Genomic DNA, 12,292 nt, shown 5'->3' with positions numbered 1-12,292 from the left:
CATGATCCTGCTGATCAAGTCCGGCGGCGCGCAGGCGCTGCCCGAATGGCGCGACGCCTTCGCCAGCGTGCTGCCCGAGGCCGAGGTGCGGCTGTGGGGCGACCCCGGCGTGCCGGCCGCCGCGGTGCGCTACGCGCTGGTGTGGGAGCCCGAGCGCGGCGCGCTGGCGCGTTACCCGAACCTCCGGCTGGCGATCAGCGCCGGCGCCGGGCTCGAGCACATGCTGGCCGACGACCTGCTGCCGCCCGGCCTGCCGCTGGCCCGCCTGGTGCTGCCGCAGACGCGCCAGGGCATGGCCGAGTTCGTCGCCATGGGTACCCTGATGCTGATGCGCGGCATGCGGGAAAGCGCGCGCAACCAGCAGCAGCGCCGCTGGCGCGCGCTGCCGCACATGGCGCTGGCGCAGCGCACGCGAGTGGGCGTGATGGGACTCGGCGCGCTCGGGCTGCACGCCGCGCGCTACCTGGCGGGCATGGGCTTCCAGGTGCAAGGCTGGTCGCGCTCGGCCAAGACCATCGAAGGCGTGGCCACGTATCACGGCATGGCGCAACTGCCGGCGTTCCTGGCGCACAGCGACATCCTCGTCAACCTGCTGCCGCAGACCGCCGACACGGCCGGCCTGCTCAACCGCGAGCGCCTCGCCATGCTGCCGCGCGGCGCGCAACTGCTCAACGCCGGACGCGCCGCGCACGTGGTGCAGCAGGACCTGCTCGACGCGCTCGCCGACGGCCAGCTGGGCGGCGCGCTGCTCGACGTGTTCGACACCGAGCCGCTGCCGGAATCCTCGCCGCTGTGGGACCATCCCAACATCATCGTCACGCCGCATTGCGCGTCCACGCCTTCGCGGCAGGACCGGGCGCGACGGGCGGCGGAGCTGATCCGCATGGCGGAGGCCGGGGGGGAGGTGGAGGATGTTTATGAGGTGGGGAGGGGGTATTAGGGGAGGGGGATTGGGGATATCGGTTAATATCTCAAAGTCAAAATATTAAGTTCAAAGTCTTAAAATCAAAGTCAAAGGCTTTCGCTCCCCCGGAGCGACCTACTTTCTTTTTTCCGAAAAGAAAGTAGGCAAAGAAAGCGGACTGCCTGGCCGGCAGGGGCAGAAACATTGGGATTACTGGTGTTAATGGTTTCGTCGTGGGGTTTGTAGTTCTGCTAGTATCCTGCCGTTACCGGCTTTGGCGGCCACGATTCTGCAAGCGGTGCTGGATTCGTGGTGGCGCTGCATGATGGCATTGGCCCAGGTAGTTCAGGCTGCTGCCGCGACCGGGGCGGATGCCACGTCATGGGCACGGCACTGGTTTCGTGGTGGGAGCGGTGGCGCCGGTTTGAAACGTAGCCGCATACACCCGCGCCCCGGTCCACCACGCCCACCACGAAACCATGAGGGTGCTATGTCGTGGTGGCTCGCGCCGGTAACGGCAGATGGCAGAACAAGCAGTGCACTCGCCATCATAGGTCTGACCCCGAAACCAACAAAACCCGCAGCTTAGTGGCCGCCCGCACCGGTAACGGCAGGAGGCCATCAGAACCGCAGTCCCCACCACGAAACCACCAACAATCAGCAATTCCAACGTTTCTGCCCCTGCCGGCCAGGCAGTCCGCTTTCTTTGCCTACTTTCTTTTCGGAAAAAAGAAAGTAGGTCGCTCCGGGGGAGCGAAAGCCGTTGACTTTGATTTTAAGATTTTGAACTTAAGAATTTAAAGTTTTAGATCGTGAATTATATATATAAAAATAATCATTCAACCTCCAAATCCTCCACCCTCCACAATGCCCCCGCATAAAAATCCCTCCCAAAATCCGCCGGCACCTCACCCCGGATACGCTCCTCATGCAGCGGCAAATCCGCCAGCAGCAAATCACGGCTGATGCGCGCCACCGCGCCGGGAATATCGCGCCGCATGCTCGGCACGTCGCCGAGCGGCACGCCGGTGCTGGCGAACCCGCCCGGGTTGTGCACATGGATGTCGCGCAGCCACGGCGCGCTGCCGGGCGTCTTCTCCAGGTATTCCAGCCCGCTGCCGAGATAGGGCGAGGCGCCGAGTTCGTCGTCGCGGGCGCTGGCCGGCGGCTGGTAGCGGTCGCGCCAGCGCAGGATGTGCGGCGCGATGTCGGCCAGCTCGGGCCGGGCGGCCAGGTCGACGAGGTAGCCGGTGCCGGCGATGGCGAAGTCGAAGCGCAGCGTCTCGCCCCCGACCCGCGCGGCGATGCGCCCGTTCTCCACCTCGGCGGTGCTCCATGGTGCGCTCAGGTGCAGGTGGAACTGTTCGAACCCGAGCACGCGCTCCACCGAGTCGGCCGGCGGCGTGGAGCCCGCGCGGCGGTAGCGCAGGGCCTGTTCCCAGCGCGTGGCGTCGGGCAGTGCATGGTAGTTGTCGTAGAGGCCGGGATAGGCGCGGATGCGCGAGACCGGCGTGGCGGCGATATGGTCGCGGCGCGCGAACAGGTGGACGGCGGCAGCGCCGGCTTCGAGCGCCACGGCGGCGGCGTCGAAGGCCGAGGCGGCGGCGCCGAGCACGGCCACGGTCTTGCCGCGCAGCGCGGCGAAGTCGATGGCGTCGGCGGTATGCGCGGCCAGGCCCGCGGCGACGGCCGCCGACAGCGCGGCGGGCACGAAGGGCGCGCCGTTGCCGGCCACGCCGTTGGCCAGGATGACCTTGCGCGCGGTTTCGATGCGCGGCTGGCCGCCGCTTTCCAGGTGCAGGCGGAAGTGCGGCACGGCGCCGCCGGTGACCGGCTCGATGCGGTTCACGCGCGTGCCGTAGCGGACTTCGATGCCGAGGAAGCTGCGGAACCAGTCGAGATAGTCGGCCCAGGCCAGGCGCGGAATGCGGTCGATGGCGGCATAGGCCTGCGCGCCGTGGCGGGCTTCGTACCAGGCCTGGAAGCCGAGCGCCGGCAGGCCGAGTTCGGGGCCGACGAGGTTCTTCGGCGTGCGCAGCTTCTGCATGCGCGCGCGCGTGCGCCACACGCCCGCCCGCGCGCCGTCCGGCGCGGCGTCGAGCACGGCGACGCGGCCGATGCCGGCGCGCCGCAGCGCGAAGGCGTAGGCGCTGCCGCTCTGGCCGCCGCCGATGATGGCGACGTTGTGGTCGATGCCGGCATGGGCGGGCACCCAGTCGTCGGGCGCGGGGCCGAGCAGGCGCAGCGTCTCGCGCGCGAGGAAGTCGGGATCGGGCGATGCGCCCGCGTGGGCGAGGGAGGACAGGTCGGTCATGCGGCGATGGCGGTGGTCTGGTGGGTCTGGTCCGCGGTGGCTTGCGCGGCGGGATGCGGCGGACGCTTCAGGCCGAGGTGGTCGCGCAGCGTGGCGCCGGCGTATTCCGTGCGGAACAGGCCGCGCCGGCGCAGCTCCGGCAGCACCAGCGCGATGAAATCGGTAAGGCCGCCGGGCAGCACCGGCGACATGATGTTGTAGCCGTCGGCGCCGTACTTGCGGAAGCGTTCTTCGAGCTGGTCGGCGATCTGTTCCGGCGTGCCGACCAGTTGCCAGTGGCCGCGCGCGCCGGCCACGCGCTGGTAGAGCTGGCGGATGGTCAGGTTCTCGCGCCGCGCGAGGTCGATCACCAGGCGCTGGCGGCTCTTGCTGGCGTTGGTCTCGGGCAGTTCGGGGATGGGGCCGTCGAGCGGATAGCCGGACAGGTCGAAGCCGCCGCTCAGGCCGGACACCAGCGCCAGGCCCACCACCGGGTCGATCAGCGACTGCAGCTGCTCGAACTTCTCGCGCGCCTCGCTTTCGCTGTGGCCCACCACCGGGAACACGCCGGGCAGGATCTTGAGGTCGTCCGGCTCGCGGCCGTATTTGGCCAGGCGGCTTTTCACGTCGGCGTAGAACGCCACCGCGTCGTCCACGGTCTGCTGCGCGGTGAACACGGCTTCGCCGGTGCGCGCGGCCAGCTCCTTGCCGGCCTCGGACGAGCCGGCCTGCACCACCACCGGGTGGCCCTGCGGCGTGCGCGAGACGTTGAGCGGGCCCTGCACCTGGAAGTGCTTGCCCTTGTGCCCGAGCACGTGGCGCCGCGCCGGGTCGTAGTAGCGGCCGCTGGCCTTGTCGCGCAGGAAGGCATCGTCCTCCCAGCTGTTCCACAGCCCGCCGACCACGTCGGCGAACTCGGCGGCGCGCTCATAGCGGTCGGCATGGGCGAAGTGGTGCTCGCGGTTGAAGTTGTGCGCCTCGTGCTCGCTCGACGAGGTGACCAGGTTCCAGCCGGCGCGCCCGCCCGAGATATGGTCGAGCGAGGCGAACTTGCGGGCGATGTGGTACGGCTCGTTGAAGCTGGTGGAGGCGGTGCCGACCAGGCCGATGCGCTCGGTCACGGCGGCCAGCGCGGACAGCAGCGTGATCGGCTCGAACTGCGCCTGGTAGCTGTGCGCGGTGCGGCTGAGGAATTCCACGTCGTCGCCGCGCGTGCCCACGCCGTCGGCGAGGAAGATCAGGTCGAACTTGGCCGCCTCGGCGGCCTGCGCCAGCGCCACGTAGTGCTTGAAGTCGATGCCGGCGTCGGCCTTGGCGTCGGGATGGCGCCAGGCGGCGATGTGGTGGCCGCTGGGATAGAGGAAGGCGCCCAGGCTGAGGAAGCCGCTGCGTTGAGCCATGATGAGTTGTCCCTTGGTTTGGATGGTTCCTTGCGCGTCAGGCGGCCTTGCGCGCGCCTTGCCGGCCCTGCGGGCGCGCCAGCCCCAGGTGGTCGCGCAGGGTATTGCCTTCGTATTCGGTGCGGAACAGGCCGCGCCGCTGCAGGATCGGCACCACGCCGTCGACGAAATCCTGCAGCCCGCCGGGCAGGGCGTCGGGCATCAGGTTGAAGCCGTCGGCGGCGCCGTGGCGGAACCAGTGCTCGATGTCGTCGGCGATCTGCTCGGGCGTGCCGACGATCACGCGGTGCCCGCCGCCGCCGGCCAGCTCGCGCACCAGCTCGCGCACGGTGTAGCCGTGGCGGCGCGCGGTCGCCAGCGTGGCGTTGAAGAACGTGTGGTTGCCGTTGCCGTTCGCGGGCAGCGCGAGGTTGTCGGGCAGTTGCTCGTCGAGCCTGAGGCGGTCCGGCGCGATGCCGAGGATGCCGGCCAGCCGCGCCAGGCTGTAGTCCCACGGAATCAGGTCGACCAGTTCGTCGCGGCGCTGTCGCGCCTGCGCCTCGGTGGCGCCGATGATGGTGGTGAGGCCCGCCAGCACCTGCACCGCGTCGGGCCCGCGCCCGAGCGCCTGCGCGCGCGTCTTGAGCTCGCGCCCGTAGGCCAGCGATTCCTCGAACGACTGCGAGGCCGAGAACACCGCCTCGGCATGGCGCGCGGCCAGCTCGCGCCCGTCGGCCGAGCCGCCGGCCTGCACCACCACCGGGTGGCCCTGCGGCGAGCGCGGCAGGTTGAGCGGCCCCTGCACGCTGAAGTGCTCGCCGTGGTGGGCGATCGGCTGCACGCGGGCGGGATCGACGAAGCGCCCGCTGGCCTTGTCGCCGATGAAGGCGTCGTCTTCCCAGCTGTCCCACAGCGCCTTGACCACCGAGGTGAACTCGGCCGCGCGCGCGTAGCGCTGGGCGTGGTCCGGCGCGGCGTCGCGCCCGAAGTTGCGCGCCGAGGGCACGTCGGCGGTGGTCACCGCGTTCCAGCCCGCGCGCCCGCCGCTCACGTGGTCGAGCGTGGCGAAGCGCCGCGCGATGTTGTAGGGCTCGTTGTAGCTGGTGGAGGCCGTGCCGATCAGGCCGATGTGCGTGGTGGCCGCGGCGATGCTGGCCAGCAGCACGGTCGGCTCCAGCGCCGTGATCGGACGGAAGTGGATCTGGTCGACGATGGCGGCGCTGTCGGCCAGGAACACCGCGTCGAGCTTGCCGGCCTCGGCGATCTGCGCCACGCGCACGTAGTGGCGCACGTCGGCGAAGGCGTAGGGATCGGCCTCGGGCAGCCGCCAGGCGGACGGCACGAAACCCGAGTGCAGCAGGTTGATGTTGAGGTGAAGCTGGCGCGGGCGGGCGGTGGCGCTCATTGGAATGTTCCCGGTTGCGGATGGCCTTCGCCCAGTACCCAGCGGCCCACGTTGCGGGTCTTGTACTCGGACGGGTTGTGCAGTGTGTGGATGCGCGCGTTGCGCCAGAAGCGGTCCAGCCCGTACTGGCGTACCGCCGAGCGCGCGCCGGTCAGCTCGAAGATCTCGCTCGAGACCTGCAATGCCACCTCGCCGGCCAGCACGTTGGCCGCGGCGATGGCCACGGCCGCCGCGCCGCGTTCGTCCGCGGTGAGCGCCTCGCCGCGCGCGGCCACGTGGTCGAGCGCGGCCAGCGCGCGGTCGGCCAGCGCGGTGGCGGCGCGGGTCCGGACCCACAGTTCGCCGTACTGGCGCTTCACCCACGGGTCGTCGACGTGGCGCTCCACGCCGGAATGGACCCACGGGCGCGACTGGTTCACGGTGTATTCGCGCCCCGCGCGCAGCGCGCCCTGCGCGGTGCCGACGAAGACATTGAGCAGCACGCTCTGCTGCTGCAGCGGCGTGACCGAGCGCCACGGCTCGGCCGGCGCGCCGGTGGGGTCGAGCGGCACGGGCGGCCCCAGCACCTCGCTTTCATGCACGCGCACGCCGTGGTAGCTGACGCGGCCGCTGCCGGTCTGGCGCTGGCCGATGCCGTCCCAGTCGTCCTCGATCACGATGCCGGCGCGGTCGGCCGGAATCGCGGCGAAGCGGCGCTCGTTTGTGTCGGCGTCTTCCCAGGCGATGGCGAGGAAGTCCGCCACGTGCGAGCCCGAGGTGAACGGCCGGTAGCCGTCGAGCACGAAATGCTCGCCGTCGCGCCGGCCGAACAGGCTTTTCGAGAAGCTGTTCGCGGTATTGCCCCAGAACCAGTTGCCCTCGGCCGAGCGGCGCCACAGGCTGGCGGCCTGCTCCGGCGCGCGGCGCAGGCGCGGGCTCAGCAGGCTGCTGTAGTGATAGCCGAACAGGTGGCCGAGCGAGCCGTCCACCTGCGCGAACAGGCGCACGATGCGCAGCACGGTGGACCAACTCTCGCCCTGGCCGCCGTATTCGCGCGGCAGCAGCAGGGTCAGCAGGCCGTGCTCCTTGAGCAGGCGGATCTGCTCGGCCGGCCTGCCGCCGGCCTGGTCGCGCGCGATGGCGTCCTCGGCGAAGCGGTCGCGCAGCCCGGCCGCGCGCGCGATATGGGGATTGCTGGTGTCAGGTTCGAACAGCGCGGGCGCGGCGGCGTCCGGCGCATGGAGGTAGGCGACGTTGGCGGACATAAGGACTCGGTTGGCGCCGCCGGCGGCATCGGCGCGATCGGCGCAATCAGTGGTATCGGCGGTATCGGTGGTATCAGCGGTAGATGGCGGGCGCGGGGAATTCGCCGGTCAGCAGCCAGGTGCCGACTGTGCGCTTCTTGTATTCGGCGGGGTTGTGCAGCGTGTGCGTGCGCACGTTGCGCCAGAAGCGGTCGAAGCCGTTCGCGTTGGTGGCCGAGCGCGCGCCCATGACTTCGAAGATCTCGCTGGAGACGGCCAGCCCGGTCTCGCCGGCATAGAGGTTGGCGGCGGCGATCTCGACGGCGGCCGCGCCGCGTTGCTCGGGCGTCAGCGCCGGGCCGTGGGCGTAGATCTCGTCGAGCGCGCGCGCGGCCTGGTCGGCCAGCTCGGTGGCCGCCAGCGTGCGGATGGCCAGCTCGCCGTACTTGCGCTGCACCCAGGGGTCGTCCACGTGGCGCTCCACGCCGGAATGGATCCACGGGCGCGACTGCGACGCGGTATAGGCGCTGCCTTCGTCGAGCGCGCCCTGCGCGGCGCCGACGAAGACGTTGAGCAGCACGCTCTGCTGCAGCAGCGTGACCAGCGAGGCGAACGGCGTGAGCACGTCGTCGGGCCGGCCCAGCAGTTCGTCGTCGCGCACCAGCACATTGTCGAAGGTCACCGTGCCGCTGCCGGTCTGGCGCTGGCCGATGCCGTCCCAGTCGTTCTCGATGCGGATGCCGGCGCGGTCCGCCGGCACCACGCCGGTCAGGCGCTGGCCGAGTTCGTTCTCCCAGGCCACCTGGATCACGTCCGCCACGTGCGTGCCGCTGGAAAACGGCCGGAAGCCGCTGAGCAGCCAGCCGTCGCCGCCGGGCGCGCGCTGCGCGCCCGAGGTCTTCGACAAGGCGTTGCCCGAATTGCTCCACAGCCACTGTTGCGCGGCGGCGGTGCCCAGCAGGCGTGCCTGCTGGGCCGGCGTGCCGCGCGCGCGCACGGTATGCACGGGAAGATGGTGGTAGCCGAACAGGTGGGCCAGCGAGCCGTCCGTGCGCGCGAACTCGCGCACCACGCGCAGCAGCGACAGCCACGGCGCGCCGCCGCCGCCGTACGCGGCCGGAATGCCCGCCGACAGCAGGCCGCTTTCCTTGAGCAGGCGGATCTGTTCCGTGGGCCGCCCGCCGGCCTTGTCGCGGGCCACCGCATCGGTGTGGAAAGCCTCGCGCAGCTTCACTGCGCGGGCCACGAGAGGATCGTTCAGGTCGGGGCCGAAAGAAGTCATGCGGTAGGCGCGGATGGCGCGAAGGTCGTGTAGGGCCAGCGAAGGCTTGACGATAGAACAAGCCGCCCGCGTCACCAACGAAGCAAAGCGCGCTTGCTTATCCGTTTGGCGTGGCCACGGGGGCGCAGCCCCGGCGGCACATTTTCCGGTTCGGTTCGTTGCGGCAGATCAAGCGGACCGGTTTTGTTCCCTTTGTCACCATCGCCAGACGTTTCCGGCATTTCGTACAAATACGGCTGAGTGTTTTTCCGCCACGGCAATGGAATCATCGGCAGGCGAGTGGGTTCGCTGCCGGCACGCATGGCGGCGCGAATGCATCGCTCCAGATCCACGACTGCATTCTCCTGAGGAAAAATCGATGCACGAATTTCGACATGCGGTGCTGAGCCTGCTGGCGGTGGCGGCACTGGCTGCCTGCGGCGGCTCCGGCGACGATGGCACGCCCGCGGGCACGGCCCCGGCCAGCCCCGATCCGTCCGTTCCCGCCACGCCGAAGACGGTGGCGGTGGCCGGTATCCTGGTGCAGCCGCAGGACAGCGCCGCGCGTGGCATCGCGATCGTGCGCCTGGCGGGCACGGCGCTGCGCAAGCCCGCCAGCGTGGCCTGTCCCGAGGTGCCCGATGGCTACGACCCGCTGGCCGCGCTCGAGGTGCGCTTTGCCAGCGCCGACGGCACGGTGGTCGGCACCCTGACCACCGACGCCTGCGGCGGCTTTTCCGGCAACGTGCCCGACACCGCGGTGCAAGCGTCAGCGCAGCCCGGCGGCATGAGCCCGGTCAGCCGGCCGGTCGCGTCGTTCATCGTCGCGGCGGGCGCCGCCAGGCCGCCGGTGTCGGCGCTGCCGGCCAACGCGGCCTATGTGCTCAGCGTGGTCCAGGACCTGGGCGGCGGCAAGGTCGCGCTGACCGTGACCGACGACAAGACCGGCAAGGCCGTGCTGGGCCTGGCCGCGGCGGATTTCGGCTTTGCCGTGGCCGGCACGCCGCTACCGCTGGGCTCGCTGTCCTATGGCGCCAGCGCCGCGCAGAACGCCAGCGTGGCGATGGTGATGGACGCCAGCGGCTCGATGTACGGCACGGTCGGCACGACCGGCAAGAGCGCGCTGCGGATCGCCGGCGCGGCCGGCCACGTGCTGCTCGACGGCCTGCGCAGCGGCGCCGACGAGGCCGGCGTGGTGATCTTCGACAGCAAGGTGGAGAAGATCGATGACGCCAACCTGGCGCGCAACTACAACTGGTACCGCGGCGGCGCGGCGGTGGCCAGCTATAGTTTCAGCGCCAGCGGGCTGACGCAGGACATCGCCGCGCTGCGGCCGGTGGTGGACCTGTACAACGACGAATCGCAGATCTACGGCGGCAACGGTCCCGATCCGGTCCACCCGGCCACCGGCGACTGGCAGATCCGCGGCAGCTACCGCTATGGCGGCACCACCGCGTTCTATGCGGCCACGCAGGCCGGCCTCGACCTGCTCGATGCCGGGGCGAACGCGCGCCGCATCGTGGTGGCGATGACCGACGGGCAGAACAATGTCTCGCCGTATTCGCCCGGCGGCGTCATCGGCGCGGCGCAGGCCAGGGGCGTGCCGCTCTACACGGTCGCGTTCGGCAAGCAGAGCGCCGTCAACGAGCCTGACATGCAGAAGATGGCGGCCGACACCGGCGGCGAGTACAAGCGGGTCGAGGGCACGGACCTGGCCGGCCTGTTCCAGAGCATCCAGACCGGCATCCGCTTCCAGTACCTGGCCAGCCTGGCGACGGCGCCGGTGCAGGGCGACGTGCTGACCATCACGGTCAGGCAGGGCGGCACGGAAATCAAGCGCGAGCTGCAGATTCGCTGAGAGCGGCCGGCCGGCGCGCGCCTGCCGGCCGGCGGTCCGGCGCCGCCAGCACGGCAGGGCGCGGGCCCGTGCCGTGTTCGCGGGCATGCCATTCGATCAGGCAAAGCCCGTGGCCGAACGGGTCGGACAACAGCGCCTGGCGGCCCCATGCGAACTCCTGCGGCCAGTCTTCGAGCTCGGCGCCGGCTTCCAGCGCGCGTTCGATGGCCGCCTCCAGGCCGGCCACGACGAAATCGAGCTGCGCCGGCGCCCATTGCCGGCGCGGGCCGCGGCCCGCGCCGCCGCGGCTGCCGGGCCAGCTCGCGGCGCGGCCGGCCAGCAGATAGATCGGTGCGCCGCCGCCCAGCATCTCCGCCACCGTGCCGCCGGACAGCGTGCGCGCCAGGCTGAGGCCCAGGCCATGCCGGTAGAAGCCGATGCCGCGCGCGAGGTCGTCGACATCGAGTTGGATCAGCAATTGCATCGCAGTCTCCTGCCCGCATCGGGGGCGTGATCGAGCCGCGATTGTGCGCCGGCGCTCCTGACATGTGCTGTCAGGAGTGTTGCATGGGGCGCACCCGGAGGCGCCTCGGACGCTTCCTGCCGCCTTCCTGCCGCCTTCCTGCCGCCTTCCTGCCCCTTCCTGCCACTTGAGGCCCCGTCAGGCCCGCAGCGGCGCGAGCAGGTTGTGGATCACCGGTGCCAGCGCGTCGCCGAGCGCGAGGTGCGCAGCGGCATCGAGGTGCACGCCGTCCACCGCGCTGCTGCGGATCACCGTGCCGGTGTCGAACCACTTGCTGCCGCGCGTGTTGCAGACCTCGGCGAACGCTTGCGCGAGGCCGGCGCACTTGTGCTCGCCGCCGGCGAACTTGGGCGCCAGCGGCCCGCACGGCGTGGTGATCGGCGGCGGCACCAGCACCAGCACCGGCGGCGAGGGCATGCCGGGCTCGACGGGCGCGGCGCGGATCGCGTCGATCAGCGCGCCGATGCCCTGCGCGGCATGCCAGGCGTTGTGCGGATGCATCGACTGGAAATCGTTGCTGCCCAGCATCAGGATCACCAGCGCCAGCGGCGAGTGCATTTCGATGCGCTGGGCCAGGCCCTGGATGCCGTTGCGCCCGGGCTTGAACGGATCGTCCCAGACCGTGCGGCGGCCGTTGAGGCAGTCCTCCAGCACGCGCACCGGGCGCTGGCCGGGCGAGGCGTTGAGGGCCAGTTCCAGCCGCCCGGGCCAGCGCACCGGCCAGGGCAGGCGCCGCCGCGTGCCGGGCACGATGCCCCAGGACAGCGAATCGGCATAGACCAGGACCTGCAGCGGATCGGCGGGATCGATGGCGGGTTCGATGAGGGGAACGGTCATGAACGGGCTCCGGGGTGGCGATGGAGGCTGGACGGGGACGGGGAAGTTTTGCTGCAGACCTTGACGCGGAGCCTTCATAATATCGGCTAACCACCGATCGGGAGAGGGAAGTTGCGTTTCGAGCACCTTGTGGAGATCAACGATCCACGCAATATCCAGTTGGACACGCTGACGCCGGAGCAGCTCTGGCAGGGCCTGGTGCTGCGCACCGCCGAGCCCGAGCTGTTCGTGATGGGCCTGGACCGGGCCGAGATCGTGGAGCGCGGCGGAGACTATGTCGTGCGCCTGCTGCATTTCGGCAAGGCGATCATCCGCGACCGCGTGGTGTTCGTGCCGCGCCGCCAGGTGCGCTATGAAACCGCCGCCACCGCCGAGCATGCCGGCGGCACCCTGACCATGGCCATCGAGACGCCGGGCCCGGGCGCGCTGCTGCTGCGCTTCGTCTACGAGACCACCATGCCGGCGATCGACGAGAGCGGCGACGACCGCTACGCCGAGATCGTCAAGTCGGCCTACCACGAGGCCGACATCGACACCGTGCGCAAGATCCGCGAACTGGCCGCGACCGGGCGCCTGGGGTGAGCGCGCAGCCTTCGCCGCCCGCCGCCGGCGGGCCGACGGACGGCGCGC

General features: G+C 70.6%; 11 protein-coding genes. 3 read left to right on the top strand and 8 right to left on the bottom strand.

Annotated features, from left to right (window positions below; all coding sequences use genetic code 11):
* Window position 1: 1 nt before the first annotated feature.
* Window positions 2–940 (top strand): 2-hydroxyacid dehydrogenase, encoded by a 939-nt coding sequence (locus ACKI2N_RS10885; protein WP_420997134.1) that lies wholly within the window; start codon window positions 2–4, stop codon window positions 938–940.
* A 799-nt stretch (window positions 941–1,739) separates the two neighbouring features.
* Here the strand turns inward: ACKI2N_RS10885 and ACKI2N_RS10880 are convergent.
* The 6 genes from ACKI2N_RS10880 to ACKI2N_RS10855 form a co-directional block, all read right to left on the bottom strand.
* Entirely contained in the window at window positions 1,740–3,218 is a 1,479-nt protein-coding gene (locus ACKI2N_RS10880) for a SidA/IucD/PvdA family monooxygenase (RefSeq protein ID WP_420997133.1), read from the bottom strand.
* Window positions 3,215–4,597: an LLM class flavin-dependent oxidoreductase gene (locus ACKI2N_RS10875; RefSeq protein ID WP_420997132.1), complete on the bottom strand. Its 1,383-nt coding sequence runs from the start codon at window positions 4,595–4,597 to the stop codon at window positions 3,215–3,217. The genes ACKI2N_RS10880 and ACKI2N_RS10875 overlap by 4 nt, the downstream gene beginning before the upstream one ends.
* A 37-nt stretch (window positions 4,598–4,634) precedes the next feature.
* A complete protein-coding gene (locus tag ACKI2N_RS10870) occupies window positions 4,635–5,981 on the bottom strand; it encodes an LLM class flavin-dependent oxidoreductase (protein WP_420997131.1) in 1,347 nt (448 codons plus the stop codon).
* On the bottom strand, window positions 5,978–7,225 hold the full coding sequence (locus ACKI2N_RS10865) for an acyl-CoA dehydrogenase family protein (RefSeq protein ID WP_420997130.1): 1,248 nt from the start codon (window positions 7,223–7,225) through the stop codon (window positions 5,978–5,980). Before ACKI2N_RS10865 ends, ACKI2N_RS10870 begins: the two co-directional genes overlap by 4 nt.
* A gap of 73 nt (window positions 7,226–7,298) precedes the next feature.
* Window positions 7,299–8,486, bottom strand: a complete 1,188-nt coding sequence (locus ACKI2N_RS10860) for an acyl-CoA dehydrogenase family protein (RefSeq protein WP_420997129.1) — start codon at window positions 8,484–8,486, stop codon at window positions 7,299–7,301.
* 71 nt (window positions 8,487–8,557) lie between these two features.
* Window positions 8,558–8,818, bottom strand: a complete 261-nt coding sequence (locus tag ACKI2N_RS10855; protein WP_420997128.1) for a hypothetical protein — start codon at window positions 8,816–8,818, stop codon at window positions 8,558–8,560.
* Between the two features lie 26 nt (window positions 8,819–8,844).
* Here ACKI2N_RS10855 and ACKI2N_RS10850 point away from each other — a divergent pair, with 26 nt between their 5' ends.
* Window positions 8,845–10,323: a vWA domain-containing protein gene (locus tag ACKI2N_RS10850; protein WP_420997127.1), complete on the top strand. Its 1,479-nt coding sequence runs from the start codon at window positions 8,845–8,847 to the stop codon at window positions 10,321–10,323.
* On the opposite strand, the gene ACKI2N_RS10845 is transcribed toward ACKI2N_RS10850, so the two are convergent.
* A complete protein-coding gene (locus tag ACKI2N_RS10845; RefSeq protein ID WP_420997126.1) occupies window positions 10,298–10,786 on the bottom strand; it encodes a VOC family protein in 489 nt (162 codons plus the stop codon). The genes ACKI2N_RS10850 and ACKI2N_RS10845 overlap by 26 nt on opposite strands.
* 177 nt (window positions 10,787–10,963) lie before the next feature.
* Complete coding sequence (locus ACKI2N_RS10840; protein ID WP_420997125.1) at window positions 10,964–11,662, bottom strand: SGNH/GDSL hydrolase family protein; 699 nt, start codon at window positions 11,660–11,662, stop codon at window positions 10,964–10,966.
* Between the two features lie 111 nt (window positions 11,663–11,773).
* Between ACKI2N_RS10840 and ACKI2N_RS10835 the strand changes: the two genes are divergently transcribed.
* Window positions 11,774–12,244: an SRPBCC family protein gene (locus ACKI2N_RS10835; RefSeq protein WP_420997124.1), complete on the top strand. Its 471-nt coding sequence runs from the start codon at window positions 11,774–11,776 to the stop codon at window positions 12,242–12,244.
* The last annotated feature ends 48 nt before the right edge of the window (window positions 12,245–12,292 follow it).

The organism is Cupriavidus sp. 30B13, from assembly GCF_049059565.2.
Lineage (GTDB): Bacteria > Pseudomonadota > Gammaproteobacteria > Burkholderiales > Burkholderiaceae > Cupriavidus.
Note: the sequence above shows the minus strand (reverse complement) of the source record. Positions and strands in the feature narration are given on the sequence as shown.